The sequence below is a fragment of the Paraburkholderia sediminicola genome (assembly GCF_046026675.1).
Taxonomy (GTDB): Bacteria; Pseudomonadota; Gammaproteobacteria; order Burkholderiales; family Burkholderiaceae; genus Paraburkholderia; species Paraburkholderia sediminicola_F.
This window is the reverse complement of record NZ_JAQQEY010000002.1, coordinates 3,733,321-3,755,215: the sequence shown is the minus strand read 5'-3', so window position 1 is coordinate 3,755,215 and position 21,895 is coordinate 3,733,321. Positions and strand designations below refer to the sequence as shown.

At 62.8% G+C, this 21,895-nt stretch carries 20 protein-coding genes, 1 pseudogene and 1 riboswitch; of the genes and pseudogenes, 10 read left to right on the top strand and 11 right to left on the bottom strand.

The window, feature by feature from the left end; translation table 11 throughout:
- Window positions 1-253 precede the first annotated feature (253 nt).
- A pseudogene (locus PQQ86_RS36495) lies at window positions 254-529 on the bottom strand (helix-turn-helix domain-containing protein); the annotation flags it as partial.
- Complete coding sequence (locus tag PQQ86_RS36490) at window positions 526-723, bottom strand: type II toxin-antitoxin system RelE/ParE family toxin (RefSeq protein WP_408278498.1); 198 nt, start codon at window positions 721-723, stop codon at window positions 526-528. The gene PQQ86_RS36490 and the pseudogene PQQ86_RS36495, both read right to left, overlap by 4 nt.
- A 551-nt stretch (window positions 724-1,274) precedes the next feature.
- Here PQQ86_RS36490 and PQQ86_RS36485 point away from each other — a divergent pair.
- Together PQQ86_RS36485 and PQQ86_RS36480 are read left to right on the top strand one after the other, a co-directional pair.
- Window positions 1,275-3,545: a xanthine dehydrogenase family protein molybdopterin-binding subunit gene (locus tag PQQ86_RS36485; RefSeq protein WP_408278497.1), complete on the top strand. Its 2,271-nt coding sequence runs from the start codon at window positions 1,275-1,277 to the stop codon at window positions 3,543-3,545.
- A gap of 25 nt (window positions 3,546-3,570) precedes the next feature.
- Window positions 3,571-4,032: a (2Fe-2S)-binding protein gene (locus PQQ86_RS36480; RefSeq protein ID WP_408278494.1), complete on the top strand. Its 462-nt coding sequence runs from the start codon at window positions 3,571-3,573 to the stop codon at window positions 4,030-4,032.
- A gap of 258 nt (window positions 4,033-4,290) precedes the next feature.
- On the opposite strand, the gene PQQ86_RS36475 is transcribed toward PQQ86_RS36480, so the two are convergent.
- The 8 genes from PQQ86_RS36475 to PQQ86_RS36440 all read right to left on the bottom strand — a co-directional run bounded on the left by PQQ86_RS36475 (window position 4,291) and on the right by PQQ86_RS36440 (window position 13,866).
- Window positions 4,291-5,826, bottom strand: a complete 1,536-nt coding sequence (locus PQQ86_RS36475) for an efflux transporter outer membrane subunit (RefSeq protein ID WP_408278492.1) — start codon at window positions 5,824-5,826, stop codon at window positions 4,291-4,293.
- Complete coding sequence (locus tag PQQ86_RS36470; protein ID WP_408278489.1) at window positions 5,823-6,836, bottom strand: efflux RND transporter periplasmic adaptor subunit; 1,014 nt, start codon at window positions 6,834-6,836, stop codon at window positions 5,823-5,825. Before PQQ86_RS36470 ends, PQQ86_RS36475 begins: the two co-directional genes overlap by 4 nt.
- Window positions 6,833-7,042 (bottom strand): DUF1656 domain-containing protein, encoded by a 210-nt coding sequence (locus PQQ86_RS36465; RefSeq protein ID WP_054040146.1) that lies wholly within the window; start codon window positions 7,040-7,042, stop codon window positions 6,833-6,835. Before PQQ86_RS36465 ends, PQQ86_RS36470 begins: the two co-directional genes overlap by 4 nt.
- Window positions 7,043-7,087: 45 nt before the next feature.
- Complete coding sequence (locus PQQ86_RS36460; protein WP_408278487.1) at window positions 7,088-9,190, bottom strand: FUSC family protein; 2,103 nt, start codon at window positions 9,188-9,190, stop codon at window positions 7,088-7,090.
- Window positions 9,191-9,196: 6 nt separating this feature from the next.
- Complete coding sequence (locus PQQ86_RS36455) at window positions 9,197-9,658, bottom strand: MarR family winged helix-turn-helix transcriptional regulator (protein ID WP_408278484.1); 462 nt, start codon at window positions 9,656-9,658, stop codon at window positions 9,197-9,199.
- A gap of 114 nt (window positions 9,659-9,772) precedes the next feature.
- Entirely contained in the window at window positions 9,773-11,431 is a 1,659-nt protein-coding gene (locus PQQ86_RS36450; RefSeq protein WP_408278481.1) for an ATP-binding protein, read from the bottom strand.
- A gap of 4 nt (window positions 11,432-11,435) precedes the next feature.
- Complete coding sequence (locus PQQ86_RS36445) at window positions 11,436-12,953, bottom strand: ATPase domain-containing protein (RefSeq protein ID WP_408278478.1); 1,518 nt, start codon at window positions 12,951-12,953, stop codon at window positions 11,436-11,438.
- Between the two features lie 154 nt (window positions 12,954-13,107).
- Complete coding sequence (locus PQQ86_RS36440) at window positions 13,108-13,866, bottom strand: LysR substrate-binding domain-containing protein (RefSeq protein ID WP_408278476.1); 759 nt, start codon at window positions 13,864-13,866, stop codon at window positions 13,108-13,110.
- A 71-nt stretch (window positions 13,867-13,937) separates the two neighbouring features.
- Here PQQ86_RS36440 and PQQ86_RS36435 point away from each other — a divergent pair, with 71 nt between their 5' ends.
- From PQQ86_RS36435 to PQQ86_RS36415, 5 genes are all read left to right on the top strand, one after another.
- The gene (locus PQQ86_RS36435) at window positions 13,938-14,384 is read left to right on the top strand and encodes a porin (RefSeq protein ID WP_408278473.1); all 447 of its coding nucleotides are present in this window, start codon (window positions 13,938-13,940) and stop codon (window positions 14,382-14,384) included.
- A gap of 77 nt (window positions 14,385-14,461) precedes the next feature.
- Window positions 14,462-15,538: an alpha/beta hydrolase gene (locus tag PQQ86_RS36430; RefSeq protein ID WP_408278470.1), complete on the top strand. Its 1,077-nt coding sequence runs from the start codon at window positions 14,462-14,464 to the stop codon at window positions 15,536-15,538.
- Window positions 15,535-16,893, top strand: a complete 1,359-nt coding sequence (locus tag PQQ86_RS36425; RefSeq protein ID WP_408278467.1) for an MFS transporter — start codon at window positions 15,535-15,537, stop codon at window positions 16,891-16,893. Before PQQ86_RS36430 ends, PQQ86_RS36425 begins: the two co-directional genes overlap by 4 nt.
- Before the next feature lie 43 nt (window positions 16,894-16,936).
- Window positions 16,937-17,947 (top strand): alpha/beta fold hydrolase, encoded by a 1,011-nt coding sequence (locus tag PQQ86_RS36420; protein WP_408278462.1) that lies wholly within the window; start codon window positions 16,937-16,939, stop codon window positions 17,945-17,947.
- Between the two features lie 45 nt (window positions 17,948-17,992).
- Window positions 17,993-18,433: a hypothetical protein gene (locus PQQ86_RS36415; protein ID WP_408278459.1), complete on the top strand. Its 441-nt coding sequence runs from the start codon at window positions 17,993-17,995 to the stop codon at window positions 18,431-18,433.
- A 38-nt stretch (window positions 18,434-18,471) separates the two neighbouring features.
- Here the strand turns inward: PQQ86_RS36415 and PQQ86_RS36410 are convergent, their stop codons facing one another.
- Window positions 18,472-19,086, bottom strand: coding sequence for a histidine phosphatase family protein (locus tag PQQ86_RS36410; RefSeq protein ID WP_408278456.1), 615 nt, complete (start codon window positions 19,084-19,086; stop codon window positions 18,472-18,474).
- 95 nt (window positions 19,087-19,181) lie between these two features.
- A riboswitch (adenosylcobalamin (AdoCbl) riboswitch) is annotated at window positions 19,182-19,269 on the top strand.
- Window positions 19,270-19,322: 53 nt separating this feature from the next.
- Here PQQ86_RS36410 and PQQ86_RS36405 point away from each other — a divergent pair.
- The 3 genes from PQQ86_RS36405 (at window position 19,323) to PQQ86_RS36395 (ending at window position 21,869) form a co-directional block, all read left to right on the top strand.
- Window positions 19,323-19,544 carry a CbtB domain-containing protein gene (locus tag PQQ86_RS36405; RefSeq protein WP_408278453.1) on the top strand — a complete coding sequence of 74 codons (222 nt, stop codon included), beginning with the start codon at window positions 19,323-19,325 and terminating at the stop codon, window positions 19,542-19,544.
- A gap of 11 nt (window positions 19,545-19,555) precedes the next feature.
- On the top strand, window positions 19,556-20,302 hold the full coding sequence (locus tag PQQ86_RS36400; RefSeq protein ID WP_408278450.1) for a CbtA family protein: 747 nt from the start codon (window positions 19,556-19,558) through the stop codon (window positions 20,300-20,302).
- A 379-nt stretch (window positions 20,303-20,681) separates the two neighbouring features.
- Window positions 20,682-21,869: an ABC transporter substrate-binding protein gene (locus PQQ86_RS36395; protein ID WP_408278447.1), complete on the top strand. Its 1,188-nt coding sequence runs from the start codon at window positions 20,682-20,684 to the stop codon at window positions 21,867-21,869.
- The last annotated feature ends 26 nt before the right edge of the window (window positions 21,870-21,895 follow it).

The window sequence follows — 21,895 nt, the reverse complement described above, 5'->3', positions numbered from 1 at the left end:
CTATATTTAGCACCGGGGTATCTAGCGACAACCATGCGGCCTTGACGGGCAAGACCGCGTTCAAGCTCTAAAGCTTGCCCCGATGAGTCGCTGGTCAGCGGGCGGGCGCGATAGCTGCGGCGTTGCTCTTACTGCGCCGCGCCGGTGCCTTGGCTGCCCGCTTCTTTGCCGCTACCGGATTTTTGGCCACTGTTGCTGGCTTCTTGCGCGCTGCCGTCTTGACGCTCGCGGTGCCAGCACTGCGCTTCGCCGGCGCATCCGACACGCGCATCTCGATACGCATGTTTGCGGCTACCGCCATATTCACCAAGGCATCGAGCGAGAACAGATTGATCTTGCCGCGCACGAGATCTGATACACGTGGCTGAGTGACGCAGAAATGCTTGGCGGCTTCTGCCTGGCTCATTCCGGCACGGGTGATATGGTCCTTGAGCGCCATCATCAGCACCGATCGAAGCTTCATACTCTGCGCCTGTTCGGGCGTGTCTTCGATGGCGTCCCAGACGCTTGAAAATGTTTCGTTGCTCATGGCTTAACCTCTTTCAATTCGCGATAGCGCCTGGCGGCGAGATCCGGATCTGCCTGGCTGGTCTTCTGGGTCTTTTTCTGGAAGCAATGAAGCACATAAATCGCGTCGACGAACTTGGCCAGGTAAATGATCCGGAACGCACCGTTCGCGTCCCGAATCCGGATTTCTCGTACCCCTTGGCCTATCGCGTTCATTGGCTTCCAATCGCCGGGATTCCGACCGCGCTGGACTTGATCGAGTGATAGCCTGCGTCACGTCGAGCCGAGAGCGGGAATTCGCGCAAGTCGTCCAGTGCACTACCGCAGAACATCAATGCTTTCGCATCGGTCATATAAGATTATACAAAAATTTGTATGAATGAGAAATCGGCTGAGCCGGGAAGCCATTGTTTATATCCCGAACGCGCGGGCCGTGAGGGTCGCGTATGGACTCCGCTTGAGGTTGATCAACTATGTCGCCATCGGCGGAATACGCCGAGTCTTGCCCATGCACAGATTGGCGAGGTTGCATTGCAGCGTGTCGTCGCGTGACAAATGACATTTAATGAAACAACACACGGTCTGTGCCCAGCGCTTGTAGCGTTCTACAACGCTCGTCCTCCCCCACAGCACTGAATGACTTAAACATCCGAATTTAAGTCCCACGCCTACTCGCACGTCTTATTACTGTTCCGAAGAACTAACCTCGGCGGAGCCCAGCGCCGCTAGGGCTTTCCCGCCACCGTGCAAGCTGATCGAGCCATACGATGTTAAAGCGCAGAACCTTCCTGTTAGGCGGCGCCGGCGCGCTCGGTGCGCTGCTGGTCGGCTGGTCGGTGCTGCCGCCGGGTCAACGCCTGACTCCCTCCACGCCGTTGCCGACGGAAGGCAATCAGGTTGCACTCAACGGCTGGGTCAAAATCGCAGCGGACAACACTGTGACGATCGTGATGTGCAAAGCGGAAATGGGGCAGGGCATCCACACGGGCCTTGCGATGCTGCTGGCCGAGGAACTCGACGCCGACTGGTCGCAGGTTCGAGTGGAGAATTCGCCGATCGACAAGATCTACAACAGCGTGCAGAACATCGTCGACGATCTGCCGTTTCGCCCGGACGACGACAGCATCGTCAAGCGCGCCGCGGTCTGGATGACCCGCAAGCTGGTACGTGACGCCGGCACAATGATGACGGGCGGTTCATCGAGCATGAACGATCTATGGACGCCGATGCGTGAAGCCGGCGCCTCGGCGCGCGCGATGCTGATCGGCGCGGCGGCCGCGCAATGGAAGGTGGCACCTGGCGAATGCCGGACGGAAAGCGGCTACGTACTGCACGCAGCAGGCCACAAGGCAAGCTTCGGCGAACTGTCCGCGATGGCCGCACAGCAACCGCTACCACGCAAGGTCGCGCTGAAAGATCCCGCCGAGTTCAAACTGATCGGCAAACCGATGCGACGTATCGAAGCCGCGTCGAAAATCAACGGTTCGGCGCGCTTCGGCATTGACGCGCTACCCGATGGTCTTATCTACGCAAGCGTGGTGATGTGTCCGACTTTAGGCGGCACGGTGGCGCACTTCGACGCCTCGCCTGCCAAGATCATGCCCGGCTTCATCAAGGCGTTTTCGCTGAAGCCCTACGCGGGTGGCAGCGGCGGTGTCGCGGTCATCGCCGACAACCCGTTTCGCGCGATGAACGCGGTCAGCGCGATCAACGTGGTGTGGAATGACGGCGCTGCAGCCAATCTGTCGAGTGCAGACGTGGACACCCAGCTCGCGCAAGCGCTGGACGACAGCGACGGCCACGCCTACTACCATCGCGGTGACGTCGACGCCGCATTGAGCGGCGCGGCGCGAACGATCAGCGCCGAGTACCACGCACCGTATCTCGCGCATGGCGCGGTCGAACCGGTGAATTGCACGGTGCAGGTTGCGGACGGCGCGGCCACCGTTTGGGTCTCCACGCAAATGCCGACACTCGCACGGCAGCACGTCGCGAAAGTGCTGGACATCGACACCGACAAGGTCGACGTGCAAACGCAACTGCTCGGCGGCGCTTTCGGGCGCCGTCTCGAACTTGATTTCATCGCGCAAGCCGCGGCGATTGCGCGCGAAGGTGGTGGCCGCCCCGTACAAACAATCTGGTCGCGTGCGCAGGATTTCACCCATGATTTTTATCGTCCGGCGTGCGTGTCGCGGCTCAAGGCCGGTTTCGATAAAGACGGCAAGCTCGTCGCGTGGCATGCCACTTCAGCGAGTCAGGCGATCGTGCCGGAGTCGCTTGTGCGTTACTACGGCGTGCCGCGCATTCCCATCGACAAGACCACTTGCGAGGGCGCGTTCGATCAGCCCTACGAATGGCCCACTGCGCGCGTGGCGCACAAGATCGTCGAATTACCGATCCCGATTGGGTTCTGGCGATCGGTCGGCCATTCGCATCAGGCATTTTTCACTGAGGGTTTTACCGACGAACTCGCCGTAGCCACCGGTCAGGATCCGGTTGCGTTTCGAGCGGCGCTGCTCGCGCAGCATCCGCGCCATCTGGCCGTGTTAAGGCGCGTGGCAGCCTTATCGGAGTGGGGGCATCCATTGACACATGCCGCCGATGGTACAAAGCGGGCGCGCGGCGTCGCGCTGCACGAAGCCTTCGGCAGTGTCGTCGCGCAGGTGGCGGAGGTATCGGTCGGTGCGAACAAGCAGATTCGCGTGCATCGGGTGGTCTGCGTGATCGACTGTGGACTGCCGGTGAACCCAAACCTGATTCGTCAGCAGATGGAGGGCGGCATCGTATTCGGCCTCTCGACTGCGTTGCAGGACGAAATCACCATCGTCGGCGGTCAGGTGGCGCAGAAGAATTTCGTCGATTTCCCGGTCGTGCGGATGAACGATTGCCCGGTGATCGAAGTGGACATCATGCCGAGCCAGATGCACCCGCAGGGCGTCGGCGAACCGGGCGTGCCGCCGGTTGCGCCGGCGGTGGCCAACGCGGTATTCGCGCTGACCGGCCAGCGCTTGCGCGCGTTGCCGTTAAGGGTTGCGTAAAACGCTTCAGATTGACGGAGAAGACATGGGATCGCTCAACATCAACGGCCGCGCGGTTGCTGTGCAAGCTGAACCGGATATGCCGCTTCTGTGGGTGCTGCGCTGCGACCTCGGCATGACCGGCACCAAGTTCGGCTGCGGCGTGGGCATTTGCGGCGCGTGCACGATCCATCTGGACGGCAAGGCGGGCCTTGCCTGCCAGACGCCGATGTCGACCTTGCACTCGCAAAAGATCACGACGATCGAAGGCGTGCAGGGCGCCGAAGCGCAGGCGCTAAAAGCGGCGTGGATCGATCTTGACGTGGTGCAGTGCGGTTACTGCCAGAGCGCGCAACTGATGGCGGCCTGCGCGCTGCTCAAGCAGAAGCCCAATCCCACTGACGCGGACATCGACGTGGCGATGTCCAACATCGTGTGCCGTTGCGGCACGTATCCGAGGGTAAGGGCGGCGATTCACCAGGCGGCTGCGAAACGGCGGCCCGCTTAAAGCCGGCATCACCGCAGACAGGACGTCTGGGTGAGCCGATCACGAGCCCAGCGGGCTCAGTTCGCCAGCATCTCCACGACCGCCACCACTACCGTGAAAACGCCGATACAACCGCCCAGCGTGGCTGCGCCTTGCATGAATTGCGACATACGTGACCCCGTAACGTGTGGTGTTGAGGCTCGTATTTAACCTGAATTGAAAGGCAAAAGAAAGCTTGTCAATAATAGTGATTTACCCGGATGAGACTAGGCGGGCGGGTTAGGGCGCTTTGGTAGCCGCCGTCGGTACGGCCTTAGCCGGCGCCGCAGCAGCAGGAGTCGCAGCGTTAGAAACCGCCGCCCCAGGCACCGCCTGCGCATCAGTCTCCCACCCACCGCCGAGCGCGAGGAACAGATTGACCTGATCAATCGCCACCTGACCTTCCGCTGCCGCCACCTGAGACTTCGTCGAAGTCAGCGTGCGGGTCGCATCCAGATCCGAAATGAACGACTCGCGTCCGGCGCGATACAGCCGATGCGTTTCATCCGCCGACGCGGTGGCCGACTTCAACGCGGCACGCAAGGCGTCGGCGCGCGCATAGTCGGACGCATAGGTCGCGAGGCTGGTTTCAGTTTCGCGCAACGCGGTCAGCACCACGCCGTCGAACTTCGCCAACGCAACATTGCTTGACGCTTGCGCTTCACGTACACGGCCCCGTGCGCCATTCGTGGGAAAGGTCCAACTGATCAGCGGACCGAAGGCCCAGCGTGCCGTCGGCGAGGTGCCGAGGTCCTCCAGAATCCCCGTCAAACCCGCCGATGCACCGATGCTCACCGTCGGATACAACGCGCCCGTTGCAACGCCGATACGCGCCGTCGATGCTGCCAGTTGACGCTCGGCCTCGCGCACGTCCGGGCGGCGCTTGAGCAGCGCGGCGCCGTCGCCGACCGGAATCGGCTGACGGATTTGCGGCAACGTGCTGCAGGCCAGCACGGCTGGCGGCAAATCGGACGGTGCGCGTGCGAGCAGTGCCGCGAGCCGGTATTGCGCAATCTGGCGGCGCGCCGTATAGCGCGGAATATCCGCGGCCAACGTATCGACCTGGGTTTGCCCGCGCGTCACATCGGGCTGATTGCCGCGACCGGCGTCGCGCAATCGGCGCGACACGTCCACACGTTCCTTCTGCAAGGCCAGCGATTGCTGCGCGATCCTGAGCTCCTCGGCGGCCGAGCATTGGTCGACGTACGAGCGCACTACATCTGCGACCACCGTGATTCGCGCGAGATCGGCGGCCGCCTGCACGGATTCCGTATCCGCTGCCGCCGCTTCGACGCCACGCCGCAGCTTGCCGAACAGATCGATTTCGTACGAGATGCTGATGCCGATATCGCCTTCGTTAGCGACCGGCAGTTTGTTGAAGAGCAGATACTGTTCGGCCGATTCCTGCGCCCGCTCGACGACCGCCGACGTCTTCCCGGAGAAGCCGCCCTGCGCCTGCGCAACACCCAGCGCTTCACGTGAACGCGAGAGGTTCGCCGCCGCGACGCGCAAGTCGGCATTCGACTGCAGCGCTTCGTCGACGAGGTTGTTCAGCACCGGATCGTCATAGAGCTTCCACCAGATCACAGGCACGTTCTGCCGCGTGGTCAGTTTGGCATCGGCGCCTTCGATCTGCGCATTGGCGAGCGGCGCGTTGACCAGCGCCTGCTTCGGCAGCGCGTAATCGGGGCCGACATTCACACAGCCGTTGAGCGCGACGCTCAACGGCAAGAGTGGCAGCAGCGGCAATAAGGGAAGGGCGCGCGAAAGCTTCATTGCGACGCGCCCGACATGACGGCAGCAGATGCCGGTTGCGTAGTAGAAGCTGCAGAGGTAGCCGGAACAGCAGATGTAGTCGAAGCCGCCGAAGCACCCACCGCACCCGAAGCGCCCGCAGTTGGGTGCCGCTTGCCGCTCAGCGACAGATCGAGCACCGACACCGTTGCCGTGCGTCCGGCGATCATGCGAAAGTCGGCGGGGACTTCGTCGAGCGCAACGCGCACGGGAATCCGTTGTGCGAGCCGCACCCAACTGAACGCCGGGTTCACGTTCGGCAGCAGATTCGACCCTTGCGTGCGGTCGCGATCCTCAATCCCCGCGACGATGCTTTGCACGTGACCACGCAGGACCTTCGGCTCGCCCATCACTTGAATATCGACCGGCTGGCCGATGTCGATGCCACGCAGCTTGGTTTCTTCGAAATAACCGTCGACGCGGAACGAATGCATATCCACCACCGCCAGCACCGCACGGCCCGCCGAGACAAATTCACCGGTACGCGGCGCGCGGTCGTTCAGATAACCGTCGACCGGACTCACGATGGTGGTGCGTTGCAAATTCAGTTTGGCGGTATCGATCGCGACGTTCGCATCGGCGAGCGCGGCTTCCGCTGTTTCAACACGCGAACGGCTTTCTTCGGCGACTTCCGCCGCAACCAGGTTGCCGAGCTGACGATTGCGCGCATCTTCGCGACGTGCCTGATCGAGCGTAGCGCGGCGTTGCTGCGCGGTGGCCTGCGCCTGGCGCAGTGCGAGCGCATAGCGGGCCTGATCGATCACGAACAGCACCTGGCCTTGTTTGACCTGCTGGTTGTCCACCACCTGGACCGATGAGATCAGCCCCGAGATATCCGGCGCGACCTGGATCACGTCGGCGCGTACATGGCCGTCGCGAGTCCACGGCGCGAACATGTAATAGGCGACCAGTTTCCACAGCACGAAGGCTGCAACCACGACGACGATCAGGGTCAGCAGAATTTGACCGACGGAGAACCAGGTTTTTTTCACGTTATTAGTCTGTGCGAAACGACGACGACAAGGCCCAGCACCAGCACATAGATGCCGAGATCGAAGATGGAGCGATGCCAGACGAAGCGGTAAAAGCCGACGCGTTCGAACACCGTGCGAATGGCCAGGTTGATCAGATAGGCGATCAACATCAGTACCAGCACGGCCGGCACGAACACGCCGAAGATATCGATTTCACCGATCATCGCGGGAACGGGCAAAGGAGAGGATGGGGTTGCGGGACGGGCGCATCAGGCGGCGGCCTCCGGTTCGGGCGGCGTGGGTGTGATTAGCGTGGCCGGAAACAGCGAAAGACGCAAGCCGACCAGCGCGTGCAGCGCCTCGCGCAATCTGCGCGCCGAGGTTTGCGCGGTCGGGCCCGGCGCACCGGCATTGGCTAGGCCTTGTGCAGTGACGCGCGCCACGGCTGCATCGATCGACGACATCAGGCTCTCGGGCACCGGTTGGCGCGCGCGCTGGTCGATGCACCATTCGAAGTAGTCGCGCACGTCTTCGAGGACGTGATCGATCGCGGCGGGCGCTTCGCCGCCGAGCTTGCCGGTCACGCGACGCAGATCGAGCGCGTTGAAAGCGATGCGCAAATCGCGGAAGCTTTCGATCGACGGATGGCGATGGTCGTCCGTGGCGGCAAGACGCGGAATCAGCTGCATCAGGCGGTCGAGCATGCGCGCGGCGAGATTGCGCGGGTCTTCAATTGTCCGGGTGGACGCAGTCAGCACCACGTCGGCCCAGCTCGAGCGCAACAGCCGGGAGGCCGCAAGTTCCGCGCCGAACGGCCGCGTCGCGCGGGTCCACAGATACGCATACAGCAAGCCGGCAAGGCCCGCGAGATTGCTGTTCAGGAAGATCAGGAAGTCGGCCGAGTAGGCATCCTGAATGCTGATGAAGGTGGCCGTATTGACGGCCACGAGCACCGTCACCATGTTGAACTGCGGACGCGGGATCAGCGTGCCGACAAGGATGAACGGCCCGGCGAACAGGATGACCAGCATCGGGAAATCGTGCACGTGAGGCAGCACGGCGAACAGATAGATACCAGCGGCCACCACGGCGATCGCCGTGGCGACGAAGAACTTGAACACCATGGGCGCGGGTTCGTCGAGCGCGGCGAAAAAGCAGCATGCGATGGCGGCCAGCGTCACCGCGCTGGCGCCGTCCGCCCAACCTGAGCCGATCCACAGACTGCACGCAATGATCACGGCGGCGCCCGCTGAAACCGTCGAAAACAGCATGATGCCGCGATCGAAGAACCGCTCGGTGCCGCCCAGCCGCCAGTGATGAAAACGTGGCCGCCACGAGCCTTCTTCGCGCGTGATGATGATGCGCAGCGAGCGGCAGTCCTGCCAGATATCGATCACCTGTTTCATCCGCCACAGCGCGTTCGAAAGCAGTGCGCCGTCCCAGGTCGCCAGCGCGGCCGGCAGCGGCTGCATCACGGCGATGCGCTCGCGCAACGCGTTGGCTTCCGGGTCGGGGTGATAGCCTCCGCTGGCTTGAGGAAGCGGCGCATTGAACCACTTGATGACGTCGTTGAGCAATGCTTCAAGGCCCTCCGGCCATGTCTGACGGCCGCTGTTGTAGAGGGCGATCAGCGGATCAGCCAGCGCCGACATCATCGGCAGCAGCAACTGCATGCGCCCGCGCAACTCGTGAGCGCGTGTCAGGATGTCCGGCCGGGTATGGTCGTAGGCAAGCTGGCTCAGCAGCAGTTCCAGCCCGTTGATCGTGCTCGCAATGCGCTGGCGGGCCCCCGAGATCGCTGAGCCCGCAATGCGCCCGGACAGCGTTTCGGTCGCATAAAACGCGGCGTCGCGAAACCACGCGTCGGTTCGCTCGATGATGGTGGGTGCGAGCCGGCTAGGAAACAGCGAACTGCCGACGATACTCGCGCACACGATGCCGAGCAGGATCTCCTCGGTGCGGCTGATAGCCAGATCGAACACGCCGCCTGGATTGGTCACCGAAGGCAGAGCGATGATCGGCATGGTGTAGGCCGCCAGCATGAAGACATAGCTGCGCGCGGTGCGATCAGCTACCGCCAGATACAGCAGCGTGCCGGTCCACAACGCGACGATCACGCTGAACAGATATGGCGATTCGACGAACGGCGGCACCAGCAGCACCGCGGCCGACGCGCCCAGCATGGTGCCGAGCGCACGATAAAGCGCCTTGGAGCGGGTCGCGCCAACAAACGGATTCGACACGATGTAGACGGTGGCCATCGCCCAGTACGGCCGCGGCAATTCGAGCGAGAGACCGATGTAAAGCGCGATCATCGCCGCAGCAAACGTCTTGACGGAGAACAGCCAGTCGCGGATGGAGGGATAGACCATAACCCGTTACTCGGCATCCCGGGGATTGGGGGGCGCCGGTGTGTCCGCCGTGAACGCAGTCAGCACCCGTAAGGTCGCTTCGAGATCGCTGCGCGAGATACCTTTCAAAGCTTGCGCCCGCAGCATATTCAACTCTTCTTCCATTTTTGCGGTGACGGCGCGGCCCTCATCAGTGAGTGCCACGGTCTTGGCGCGCCGGTCTTCAGGATCTTCGTCGCGGCGCATCAGGCCGGCCGCGCACAGTTGATCGAGCAGCCGCACGAGCGATGGCCCTTCAATACCGATGTGATCGGCCAGCGTGACCTGCCGCACCGCTTCGCCGAGCCGGCTGGCGGTGAGGAGCGGCGTGGCGCACGCTTCGGAGACATTAAAGGCCGCGAGCACGCCATGGCTCGTGCGCCGCCATTTTCTGGCGGCGACGACCAGGGTGCTGCTAACGGTTCGGCGCAAGATATCGAGATTCGACATGGCCGCTATTGTATTTCCTAAATATTCGTTAGCAAACTATTGAATCGGATTTTTGTGGAGACGTACTCCGCAGGAGTCTGCAGTCGTGATGTGACAATTAATTGCGGCGTCTTCTCAGGCTGCGAGGCCGAGCCGGACGGTACGCGCCAGATCGTCGAGCTGGAATGGTTTGCGCAAGATCGTGCAGCGCTTGACGGCGAGACCCGAAATATCCACGTCCGCGTAACCGGTCGCGAGGATCACTGGCAGGTCCTCGCGCAGCTTGCGCGCCGCGGCGATTACGTCGATGCCGTTCATGCCCGGCATCGCGAAGTCGACCACGAGCAAGTCGGGCCTGTCGTCCTGCAAACGATTCAGGCCGGCCTGGCCGTCCGCGGCTTCGGTCACGGTATAGCCGAGCATTCTTAAACACTCGACCAGCATTGCCCGCACCTCACCGTCGTCTTCGACGACCAGCACGCGTTTCACGCCGACTGCATTCTGTTCGACGTCGGAGACCACCTCGGTCTGCGACGCCACGCGTTCGCGCAACGGCAGCCATATCTCCACCGTGGTGCCCGCACCCTCTTCGCTGAACAGGCGTGCGGTGCCGCCGGCTTGCCGCGCGATGCCGTAGACCTGGCTCAAGCCGAGGCCCGTACCTTTGCCGATCGGCTTAGTCGTAAAGAATGGATCGAACACGCGCGAGACCACATCGGGTGGGACCCCTGAGCCGGTGTCGGCGACTTCGAGCACGACATAGTGGTCGTCTCCGAGCGTTTCATCGGGAGCTGCGCGCTCCTTCACGTGAATGCCCAACTGGCCGCCATTCGGCATCGCGTCGCGCGCATTGATCGCCAGATTGAGGATGGCCAGTTCGAGCTGATTGGCGTCGGCCTGAGTCCACATCTCTTCGCCATCGAATTCGTTGGTGTAGCGGATGCCCGACCCGAGTGATACGGTGATGATGTCGCGCATGCCTTGCAGCAAGGTCACCACGTCTACCGCTTTCAGATCGAGATTGCTGTTGCGGGAGAAGGTCAGTAACTGGCCCGTCAGTTTTGCGCCGCGCTCGGTTGCGCGTTTGACGGTGGCGGCCATGGCGCGAATGCGATCGTCGCTGCCGACCCGCGCGATCAGCTCCGAGTTCACCATGATGACGTTCAGCAAATTGTTGAAGTCGTGCGCTATGCCGCCGGTGAGTTGCCCGAGCGCTTCCATCTTTTGCGATTGCACCAGCACGGCCTGCACTTTGGCGCGCTCGTGAATCTCCATCATCAGCCGGTTGTTGGCGGACGCGAGCTCCTGCGTGCGTCCGGCGATGCGGCTCTCCAGCGAATCGTTGAGCTGCACCAGCGCTTCTTGAGCCTCGATCAGTTCGGCCAGATGGCGGCGCGACTCGTACTGCCGCGAGCGCGCCCTTAGTGATGAGCCAACCGCCCGCCGCAGCGTTTCCGAGTTCAGCGGACGCTCGAGTACCACCACGTTGCCGAGCCGCTCGAGCACCTCCAGGCTGCGCGCCGAACGGCGTCCGACGCGATTGGCGGCGAGCAGAATGAAGGGAAAATCGGACCACGCCGGTTGCTGTTCGAGCCAACCGAACAGGCGCGATGCATGGCCGTCCGCGAGGGCCTCTTCGGCGATCAATGCGCTGCCCGCGCCGGCGTCCAGCGCTTCGGTGAGCGCATCGGCATCGCGGCAGGCAACGGACGTACGGGCGTCCTTCTGCAGGACTTCGGCAATCACATCTGCGTCGCGGCCAAACGGCGCCAGGATAAGGACGCGTTGCTCCATGGCGTTATCGCCGGGACGTGTCGATGACACGGTCTTGCTCGCCGAACAGAGCGGTGCTGCCGCGGTAGGAGGGCAGACCGGAGAGCACGCCTTCGAAGTCGCGCAATGCCTCGCCGACCTCCACGCCGTTACTGCCGAGCCGGAATTGGCGGATCGAGCGCTCGTGCGCGTTGGCGCGGCTCTTCACGGCCGTGACGGCCGTCAGCACTTCGCCGTGGTGTTCGAAGTAGCGGAACAGCACGACGACGTCGCTCAAATAGCTGATGTCGAGATCGTTCTGCACCTCGCCGATGATGCCGTGCTGGCCGAGCACCAGCATCGTGATGACGCCTTGCTGGTTCAGATAGCCGAGCAGTTCATGCATTTGCAGCAGCAGATAGCGCTCGCCGGGCATGGCTTGGAGGTAGGCATTCAGACTGTCGATGGCGACGTATTTGACCCCGTTGTTTTCGACCGATTTGCGCACGTCGCTCGCGAATTCGCCGGGTGAGATTTCCGCCGGATCAATCTGGCGCAGCGTCAACAACCCGCTCTCGACGTGAGGCGCCAGGTGCATGCCGAGCGTCGCGCAGCGGATCGTCAGCGTGGTGAGGGTTTCGTCGAACACGTAGTAGACGCAGCGCTCGCCACGTTCGAGCGCCGCGATCAGGCACGACACGACGGTCGTGGTTTTGCCGACGCCAGATGGGCCGATCATGAGCGCGTTCGTGCCGGGGATCAGGCCGCCGCCGAGCAGCGCGTCGAGGCCATCCGTGCCAGTGCTGACCACCTCTGTGTTGAACGGTGTGTGATGCTCGGCCGCCACGAGGCGGGGATAGACGTGGATGCCGCCGGTATCGAGCGTAAAGTCGTGATAGCCCTCACGGAACTTCGTGCCGCGCATCTTGGCGATGCGCATGCGCCGACGGTTGCCGCCATAGTCGTGCACCAGGTTGTCGAGGCTGATCACACCGTGCGCAATGCTGTGCAACTGCACGTCGCCGGGGTCCGACGTATTGTCGTCGAGCAGCAGCACCGTGCATTCGCGGGTGGCGAAATAACGCTTGAGCGCGAGAATCTGCCGGCGATAGCGCAGCGGATTCTGCGACAACAGACGCAACTCGGAGAGGCTGTCGAGCACGATGCGCACGGGTTTGAGTTCGTTGACCTGTTCGATGACGTTACGCACGGTCTCGCCGAGCTCGACTTCGGCCGGGTGCAGCACTGTCTGCTCGTACTGCGGGTCGAGACCTTCGTCGGACAGCAGTTCGAGAATCGTGAACCGGCTGATGTCCCAGCCGTGGCTGTCCGCGACCGAGATCAATTCGGCGCGCGTCTCGGATAGCGTGATGTACAGGCCCGCCTGGCCTTGCTCAACGCCCTTGAGTAAGAATTGCAACGCAAGGGTAGTTTTGCCGGTGCCGGGCGCACCTTCGACAAGGTACATGCGATGGGGGGTGAGGCCGCCTCCGAGGATGTCGTCGATTCCCTCGATCCCTGAGGAAAGGCGGGCCGGCGAGGCGGCGGCAGATAGGTTAGGCATGGCGTGGCGTTTGCGTCGATGAGGGCTTTGTTTTCTTAGCCGGTACGGATGGAGCGCAATTTGTATGCCCATGGGCGTCGATCTCGCCGTCCATGCGCGAGGGGCGCTCCCTGGTACCCCGGCCTTCGCGGTTGCATTTCAAGCGCCCCAGCGCTCAGGCGCGAACGCGCTCCTTGACCAGTTCGATAAAGCGGGTCGCCGCGCTATTGCGCAGTCCCGCAGGGTAAGCAAGATGCAGCGGAGCACTCAACTTCGCGGGATTCGTCAATGTGCAGTAGACGGTGCCCACCTGGTCGTAACGTTGCATCGACGCCGGCACTAGCGTCACCCCCAACCCCGCTGCGACCAGATTGATCCCCGACACCATGCGCGGCACCTCGCGCGCAATCCGCGGGACGAACCCGGCTTGCCTGCATGCTGCCAGGATATCCGCATACATGCCGGGTGCACCCGGCCGTCGGACCAGAATGAAGTCCTCGTGCGCCAGCGCCTTCAATGACACCTGCGGCCGCTTCTTGCCCGCTCCTTTCAGCAGCGGATGCCCAACCGGCAATACCACCACCATCGGCTCGTCGAGCAATAACTCGAACGCCACGCCCTCGCGCGCGTCGACCGGCTTGCGCAGAAACGCGGCCTGAATTTGTCCCGCGGCCAAACGCTCGATAATCTCCGCCGCGTTGAGCTCGGCAAGCTCCACGGCGACTTCAGGACACACCGCGCGAAAGGCCCGGATCGTCTCAGTGGTGAAGGGATGAAACGCAGCTGAACTGGTGAGACCGATCGAGATCGTGCCGAGCTCGCCGCGCGCAATCCGGTGCGCCCTGTCCACCGACTGTTGCAGATCCTGCAGCAAGCGTTGCGCGTCTTCCGCAAAGGCCTGCCCCGCGGGCGTCAAGCTTACGCCGCGCGGCATGCGCACAAACAGCTCGAAGCCGATTTCCTCCTCCAGCGCTCGATTACGACAGCGGCAGCTTCGCGGCGGCGGTGGCTTACGACTACCGCAACGGCGCCATCAATTCGACCGGCATGTGGACCAAGTCGCGCAACTGGAGCGCGTCGGCGCGGGAGCAGATCGGCGACGTAACCGTCATGGGCGGCTACGAGCACTATCTGTACAACCCGACCAAAGGCAAGACGGTATCGTCGGCGTTGTGGTTCGGGGGCGTGCGCTATCTGATCGCGCCGACGTTCCGCCTGACGGCCGCCGCGTATTACCAGACCAACAAGGCGGACAACGTATCGAACTCATTGATGGGCGTGCTCGGTGCGGACTATATTCTGTCGAAGCGAACCGATGTGTACGCAACCGTTGCCTATGCCGCATCCACGCGCTATGCCAACGACCAGTACACGCCGGTCGGCTTGACGAGCGACTCCGCTTTCGGTCCGAACCAGACGGGTGTGACGCTCGGCATCCGGCACCGGTTCTGAGTTCATTGAGCTTTTCAACGACGGATTTGACGATGTGCCGCGTTCAAGACAGTGCACGGTGATCAGGAGCAAGCTGCATGAGATTCAATCTTTTACGACGTCTGGCGATAGGGTGCGCGGCAGCGGGTGCCGCCATGCTGGCATTGCTCACGCAACCGGCATTCGCAGTGCATGCCTACGAGTCGCATCTGAAACCAGTGGCGACGATCTCGGATATACGGTTTGTGATCGACACGCCGCAAGGGCAAGCTGAATTTCCGCTATACCTGTCGAAGGATTGGAGCGTCGCGCAACCGCAGGTGACGCGTGCGGTGATCGTGATTCACGGCAAATTGCGCAACGCGGACGTGTATTTCCGCACGGCGCAGAATGCCCGCGACGCCGCTCATGCGGATCCCGACAGCACGCTCCTGATCGCGCCGCAGTTCCTCGCCACGCTCGACACGCGCGTGCACAACGAACCGGCCGATCTGCTGCGCTGGACCGGCGACGCGTGGATGGGCGGCGAAGCGGCGCGGGCGCCGCAGCCCATCAGTTCGTATGCGGTGCTCGACGCGATCGTCACGCGCCTCGCGGATCGCAAGCTGTTTCCGAATCTGCGGCACGTTGTGTTCGCGGGGCATTCGGGTGGTGGCCAGGTCGTGCAGCGCTACGCAGTGGCGGCGCATAACATCGACGTGCTGACTGATGAAGGCATCGACGTGCGCTACGTGGTGGCGAGCCCGTCGACGTATGCGTATTTCGATGCACAACGGCCGAATGCGCAAGGCGTAGCGGCGCCGTTTGATGCCGCGCAATGCGCCGATTTCAATCAATGGAAATACGGCATGGACAATCGGCCGCCATATCTCGACGACCGCTCGCCCGTACAACTCGAAGCGACCTATGCGTCGCGCCGCATTGACTACCTGGTCGGCGGCGCGGACGACGATCCGCAGCAGAGCGCGCTCGATAGGAGTTGTGCCGCCGAAGCGCAAGGTCCGCAGCGTGTGGCGCGTGCAGAGGCGTATTACCGGTACATCCAGTCGCGTCATCCGGAAGGGCTGAAGCAGAGTTTTCATATCGTGCCGGGAGTGGGTCACAACGGCGCGCGCATGCTGACGTCGGTCTGCGCATTGTCGGCAATGTTCGGCACCCAGGGATGCGAGCAATGAGCGGGGCGAGCCTGAATCAGCGTGACGGTGCGGCGTCCGCTACGGAGGCATCGAACGGACTGAGCCCGTCGATGGTGCGGCGCGCTATCTTCGCCTCGGTGCTCGGCAACGGGCTCGAGTGGTTCGACTTTCTGATCTACGGCTACTTCGCGAAGATCATCGCGCTGGTGTTCTTTCCCGGTGGCGGTGGCTTCGTGTCGATCATGCTGACGCTTGCCACGTTCGCCGTCGGTTTTATCGTGCGGCCGATCGGCGGCATTCTGTTCGGTATCTACGCGGACCGGGCGGGGCGGCGCAAAGCGCTCTCGCTGCTGATCATTTCGATGGCGGCGAGCACGCTGTTGATGGGCCTCACGCCGAGTTATGCCAGCATCGGCATTGCGGCGCCGTTGCTCGTGGTGCTCGCGCGGCTTTTGCAAGGACTCTCGGTGGGCGGGCAGTTCGCGACGGCATCGGCGATGCTGGTCGAGTACGCGCCGCCGCACAAGAAGATGTTCTACGGCAGCTTCAATATGTCGGCGCAGGCGTTCGCGTTGCTGCTTTCGTCAGGTGTCGGTTATCTGCTGACCACGCAGCTCACGCATGAGCAACTGGTGGCGTGGGGTTGGCGTTTGCCGTTTCTGTTCGGCGCGCTGGCGGGGCCGTTCGGTTTCTACATCCGGCATCGCGTGGCGGAATCGCCGGAGTTCGAACGCTTGCTCGATCAAAAGGATAAGCCGCCGCGTGTGACGGTGCGCCAGTTCTTCCGCGATAACGGCGACGCGGCGATCTGCGCGATGGGCGTGATCATCATCGGCGCGGCGACCAATTATGTGTGGCATTCGTATCTGTCGGTGTATGTCGAGCGGCAATTGCATCTGCCGCTGTCCACCGCGCTGCTCGGCGCGTTCGTGTCGGGCGCGCTGAATCTGTTCCTGTTTCCGCTGTCCGGCAAGCTTGCCGATCGGTACGGCGCGTACCGGTTGTTCTATCCGATCGTGATCACGTGGATGGTGTGCGTGTATCCGCTTTATCACTTCGTCGTGACGAATCCCACGCCGGGGCATCTGTTCATCGCGCAGATGGTCGCGACGGTGTTCCTCGCCGCCATGTCCGGTTCGCACCCCGGCATGCTCGCGACGCTGTTTCCGGTACGCAGCCGTTCGGCGGGCGTGGCGCTGTCGTACAACATCGCGGTGACGCTGTTCGGCGGCATGGCGCCGCTCACCATCACCGCCCTGACGCATCTGACCGGCAGCAGTCTGACGCCGGCGTTCTACCTCATTTTTGCCGGTTTCGTGTCGCTCGCGATGGTGTATTTCACGCGCTCGGGACGCGAGGCGGTCGGTGTAACGGCGAAGTTCGTCACACATTAACCGCCACTGGCCAGACTGATTAGATGACCCACGAGCTTATTGCATGACCCAGCCCTTGATTACAGATGACGAGCGCGCGCCGAATGAACGTCCGGTCGCCGTCGTCGCCAGCCGGCATCTGAATGTCGCGACGCCCGCGGGCAGCGGCACCGTGCCGGTGTTCACGAACGGCGACTGGCTTGCGCCGACGCATGACGTCAAGCGTGCCGTGATTCTGATTCACGGACGCCTGCGCAACGCGGACACGTACTTCCATCTGGCGGAGCGCGCGTGCGCACTTGCTGGCGGCGATGCGGCCGATACGCTGCTGATCGTGCCGCAGTTCCTCGCGAGTGCGGACGTTGGTGCGCATGCGTTACCGCCATCCACGTTGCATTGGGAGTGGACTGGCTGGATGGGCGGCGACAACGCCGAAGGTCCGGCGACGCTCAGTTCGTTCGATGTGCTCGACGCTATTCTGCAGACGCTGGCGTCGCGCGAGCAATTTGCGTCGCTGACCGAAGTGGTGATCGCCGGGCATTCGGGCGGTGGTCAGGTGGTGCAGCGCTATGCCGTGGTGACGCGGGGTGAGGGGCCGCTCGTCGCGCGCGGAATCGGGCTGCGCTATGTGGTCGCGAATCCTTCGTCATATGTGTACTTCGATGCGACACGGCCGACCGCATCCGGTGAATTCGCGACGTTCGATGCGACGGCATGTCCGTCGTTCAATCGCTGGAAGTACGGGCTCGAAGATTTGCCGGCCTATGCTTCGAGTGGCGGGGAGGTGGGCTCCGCTGATACGCTCGAATCGCGCTATGCGCGTCGCGACGTCACTGTGCTGCTCGGCGGCGCGGATTGCGATCCGCAGCATCCGGCACTCGACCGTTCATGCGCGGCGCAGACGCAAGGCGAGCATCGGCTGGGGCGCGGACTAGCTTACGCGCGCTATATGGCGTCGCGGCATCCGGAAGGGGCGGCGAAGCATCGTACGTTTGTGATCGACGGCGTTGGGCACGACGCGAAGGGGATTTTTGCATCGGTACAGGGGCTGGCGGCGTTGTTCGGCAAGGCATGAACCGTGCTACCTCAATAAGGCCACCTTTCAAAGGACTGTGCGGAGATGAACAAGACCCGAATCCTCGCGGCCGCGATCGCCGCTGCATCGCTTGGCGCCTTGCTGCCGTACAGCGCGAATGCCGACGATGCGCCTAGCCCGTGCGCATCGCTCAAACGGATCGTCGCGGCGGCGCCGGACGGCCTGGCTTCGCTGACGCCGGAAGACGGCAAGGGCGTCGCGCAACCCTACGGCGACGACGCCCAGTGTTCGGCGAGCCACGGGAGTTACCAGTGCACGTGGACGCCGCATCACGACGCCGGTTCGAGCGCGGATGCACTGCAGGGCGTCGCGGCGGACATCGCCTCGTGTTTGCCAGACGCGACGCATGACCAGAATTCACCGGGACGTCAGCATTTTTATCTAGGCACGCGCGTCAAACGGACCGATATCACCTTGACGCGGGCCGATGCGAACAAGTTGAGGCTGGTTGTATCGGGCAAGTGAGCGGGCACACGCGTTTCGGGCTGCCCGCGCGGCCGCCCTTATTGCGACGCCGGCCACCATGTCCAGCCGCGTCGCGAGCGTCGCAATTCGACCATCGAGAGCGGCGCGATCTCGATGCGCGCAAACACGGCCGGCGACGCGCCGAGCGCATGAACGATAGCGGCCCGGATCACGGGCGAGTGCGTGACGGCGACTACGTTTTGCGTGTTGCCCGGTATGACGCCCTCGCTCAACACATCGTTTAGCGCATCGAGCCACTGTCCCACCCGCTTCACGAGTTGACTGAATGACTCGCCGCCGTGCGCGGCTGCGTCGGGATCATGTGTCCATGCGGCGAGGTCGTGCGGTGCTTCGACCGCGAGATCGGCAAGACGGCGGCCGTGCCACAGGCCGTAGTCCATGTCTGCCAATCCCTCGTCGACCGATGCCCCCCGGCCCAATGCCGCCGCACCGAGCCGCAAGGCCGACGCCGTGTCGCGCGCGCAAACGGCCGGGCTGACGAAAACCGCCGCGTCATCCGGAATCGACAGACGCGCGCGTGCGGCGGCGGCTTCGGCGAGGCCGCGTGCATCGAGCGGGTCGTCGGCGGGGAAGCGGCCCGCGCGCATCGCCGCGGTCGATGCGTGGCTGATCAGTAACAGCCGTGTGTCCATTCAGTTGATTTCCATAAAGACCGGACTAAAGCGGGACGCCGCGTGCATGCTTTGCGTTGCCGGGAGGCAAAGTTTAGCGCGTAGAATAGCGTCACTGCGAAGCACGGAAGCCGGTGAGAGCCCGGCGCGGTCGCGCCACTGTAATCGGCATTCACGAGCCGAAAGCCAGACCTGAGCTTCGCACCATCCCTCTTCAATCGACTATCGGGGCGCGTTACCCCCAGGAGATGTCCATTATGTCCAACGCTGTTTTCGATGCCGCGACACAGCCTGTCGCCCAACCCACGCCGATTCCGCTGCGTGAACTGCTGCCTTGGGTTGTGTTCGGTGGCTTGCTGCTGTTGCTCGCGCTGTATTTCGTTGGTGCGGAACAGGGTGCCACATCGCTGGTGCCTGGCATGTATGTGCACGAATTCGTGCACGACGGCCGCCATCTGCTCGGCTTTCCCTGCCACTAACGGAGTCGAACATGGTCGGTAAATTGTTGGTACGCGGGATGCTTGCAGGCATCGCCGCGGGATTGCTCACGTTCGGCTTCGCGAGATTAGTGGGCGAACCGCAGGTCGATCAGGCGATTTCCTTCGAGGAAAAGGCCGACGCCGCTAAAGGCGAGGCGCCCGAACCCGAACTGGTGAGCCGCGGCACCCAGGCGGGCCTGGGATTGTTGACGGGCGTGGTCACGTACGGCGCCGCGTTCGGTGGGCTGTTCTCGCTGGTGTTTGCGTATGCGTATGGCCGCGTCGGCGCGCTGAGTGCGCGCGCGTTGTCCGCATGGCTCGCGCTTGGCGCATTTATCACGCTGGTGATTGTCCCGAACATCAAGTACCCGGCGAATCCACCCTCGGTGGGCGACCCCGAGACGATCGGGATGCGGACCGGTTTGTTCTTCCTGATGATTGCGATCTCGCTGGCCGCAATGGTGTTTTCGCTGAAGATTCGACGCCGCGCGGCGCTGAAGCTGGGCGCCTGGAATGGCTCGATTGTGGCGGGGCTGGTGTTCGTCGTGATCATTGCTGCCGTGCAACTGTCGATGCCGACGATCAACGAAGTGCCGGCGGCTTTCCCGGCGGTGCTGTTGTGGAAGTTCCGCGTCGCGGCCATCGGCATGCAGGTGATTATGTGGACGACCGTTGGGCTGCTGTTCGGCGCCCTCGTTGAGCGAAGCAAATTGCTGGCTCCCGCGAGCCGCAGCGCCGCGAAGTCCGCTTACCTTTGATGTGAACGGCGTGACCCCGCGCGCCCCGGTCACGCCGGCGTGCAGCGCGAGAGAAGCCAAATACATCAAGTACTTGGCGCGTTTGCCGGAATGTTATCCACAGGCTTGTGAACGTTTTCTGTGGATAAGCCGCCCCTTCGCAATGCGTCGGTCCGCGCGAACCGCGTAGGCGATCATCGTTGCGTCCCCCCGCACCGCAAGCAACAAACCGATCTGCGTCAAGCACTTAGGTGCGAAGCCCCGTTGTTATCAACAACCCTATGAACATTTTCTGTGGACAAGTTCCATGGCCGCATAACGTTATGCGAATCGCTTGGTTGCCCGAAGCCGGGGCAAATCCGACACTCACTCCAATCTCAAGCAAACCGAGCCTGGAGCCATGTCGAACACATCAAGCCTGCGCCCATCATGGGCCTCTCACTTCGCGGCATTTCTGCTGCTGGCCGCGTCGGCAATAACGACGGCAACATCGGCTCTGGCAGCGCCACCTTCGGGCGATCCGATCCTGATAGGCGTCAGCGGCCCGCTGACAGGCCAGAACGCTCAGTACGGCGCGCAATGGAAAGCCGGCTTCGATCTTGCATTGGATGAGATCAACTGCCACAACGGCATCAACGGGCGTCCACTGAACTACGTCTTCGAGGACAGCCAGAGCGACCCACGCCAGTCCATCACGATCGCGCAGAAGTTCGTCAACGACCCGCGCATCCTGATCGAACTCGGCGACTTCTCCAGTCCGGCTTCGATGGCGGCGTCGCCAATTTATCAGCATGCCGGCCTCGTGCAACTCGGTTTCACCAACTCGCATCCTGACTTTACCAAAGGCGGCGACTACATCTGGAGCCCGTCGGTCAGCCAGGCCGACGCGCAGCCGTTGCTTGCCGACCTCGCCGTGAAAACGCTCGGCCTCAAGCGCATCGCCGTGCTCTATCTGAACACCGACTGGGGACGCACCAGCAAGGACGTCTTCGTCAAAGCCGCCAATGAACGCGGCGCGCAAGTCGTTGCGGCCGAAGGCTATCAGTCGGCCGAGAAAGATTTCCGCGCGACGCTGGTGCGTGTGAGTGCTGCGAACCCGGACGGCATTGTGCTGATCTCGTACTACTCTGACGGCGCGCAGATTGCCCGCCAGGCGAGGACGAGCGGCATCAACCTGCCGATCGCCGCGGCCAGTTCCGTGTATTCGCCGAAATTCCTCGAACTCGGCGGGGAGGCAGTCAACGGCGTGGCGACGAATACCAGCTTCTTTCCCGGTGAATCCGGGCCTGAAGTGCAAAGCTTCGTCAAACGCTTCGAGGCGAAATACCACCGCGAGCCGGACGCGTTCAACGCCTATGCGTATGACGCCGTCATCATCGCCGCCTACGCACTGCGCGCCAGTGGCCCCGACCGCAAAGCCGTGCGCGATGCGCTGCCGAAGCTGCACGACATTCCGAGCGTCGTGTTCGGCAAGGCCAATTTCGATCCGGCGACACGTCGTGTGATCGGCGTGAAAAACATCAACGTAGTGGTGAAGAACGATAAGTGGGCATTGCTTGAGAGTAAGGCGACGGTTGCGCAGAAGTAGGCATTCCGCTGGCCGTCCAACTCTCC

Coding starts and splice junctions, on each gene's coding strand:
- PQQ86_RS36490 (WP_408278498.1), bottom strand. CDS start 723: ATGAACGCGATAGGCCAAGGGGTACGAGAAATCCGGATTCGGGACGCG.
- PQQ86_RS36485 (WP_408278497.1), top strand. CDS start 1,275: ATGTTAAAGCGCAGAACCTTCCTGTTAGGCGGCGCCGGCGCGCTCGGT.
- PQQ86_RS36480 (WP_408278494.1), top strand. CDS start 3,571: ATGGGATCGCTCAACATCAACGGCCGCGCGGTTGCTGTGCAAGCTGAA.
- PQQ86_RS36475 (WP_408278492.1), bottom strand. CDS start 5,826: ATGAAGCTTTCGCGCGCCCTTCCCTTATTGCCGCTGCTGCCACTCTTG.
- PQQ86_RS36465 (WP_054040146.1), bottom strand. CDS start 7,042: ATGATCGGTGAAATCGATATCTTCGGCGTGTTCGTGCCGGCCGTGCTG.
- PQQ86_RS36460 (WP_408278487.1), bottom strand. CDS start 9,190: ATGGTCTATCCCTCCATCCGCGACTGGCTGTTCTCCGTCAAGACGTTT.
- PQQ86_RS36455 (WP_408278484.1), bottom strand. CDS start 9,658: ATGTCGAATCTCGATATCTTGCGCCGAACCGTTAGCAGCACCCTGGTC.
- PQQ86_RS36450 (WP_408278481.1), bottom strand. CDS start 11,431: ATGGAGCAACGCGTCCTTATCCTGGCGCCGTTTGGCCGCGACGCAGAT.
- PQQ86_RS36445 (WP_408278478.1), bottom strand. CDS start 12,953: ATGCCTAACCTATCTGCCGCCGCCTCGCCGGCCCGCCTTTCCTCAGGG.
- PQQ86_RS36440 (WP_408278476.1), bottom strand. CDS start 13,866: ATGCCGCGCGGCGTAAGCTTGACGCCCGCGGGGCAGGCCTTTGCGGAA.
- PQQ86_RS36430 (WP_408278470.1), top strand. CDS start 14,462: ATGAGATTCAATCTTTTACGACGTCTGGCGATAGGGTGCGCGGCAGCG.
- PQQ86_RS36425 (WP_408278467.1), top strand. CDS start 15,535: ATGAGCGGGGCGAGCCTGAATCAGCGTGACGGTGCGGCGTCCGCTACG.
- PQQ86_RS36420 (WP_408278462.1), top strand. CDS start 16,937: ATGACCCAGCCCTTGATTACAGATGACGAGCGCGCGCCGAATGAACGT.
- PQQ86_RS36415 (WP_408278459.1), top strand. CDS start 17,993: ATGAACAAGACCCGAATCCTCGCGGCCGCGATCGCCGCTGCATCGCTT.
- PQQ86_RS36410 (WP_408278456.1), bottom strand. CDS start 19,086: ATGGACACACGGCTGTTACTGATCAGCCACGCATCGACCGCGGCGATG.
- PQQ86_RS36405 (WP_408278453.1), top strand. CDS start 19,323: ATGTCCAACGCTGTTTTCGATGCCGCGACACAGCCTGTCGCCCAACCC.
- PQQ86_RS36400 (WP_408278450.1), top strand. CDS start 19,556: ATGGTCGGTAAATTGTTGGTACGCGGGATGCTTGCAGGCATCGCCGCG.
- PQQ86_RS36395 (WP_408278447.1), top strand. CDS start 20,682: ATGTCGAACACATCAAGCCTGCGCCCATCATGGGCCTCTCACTTCGCG.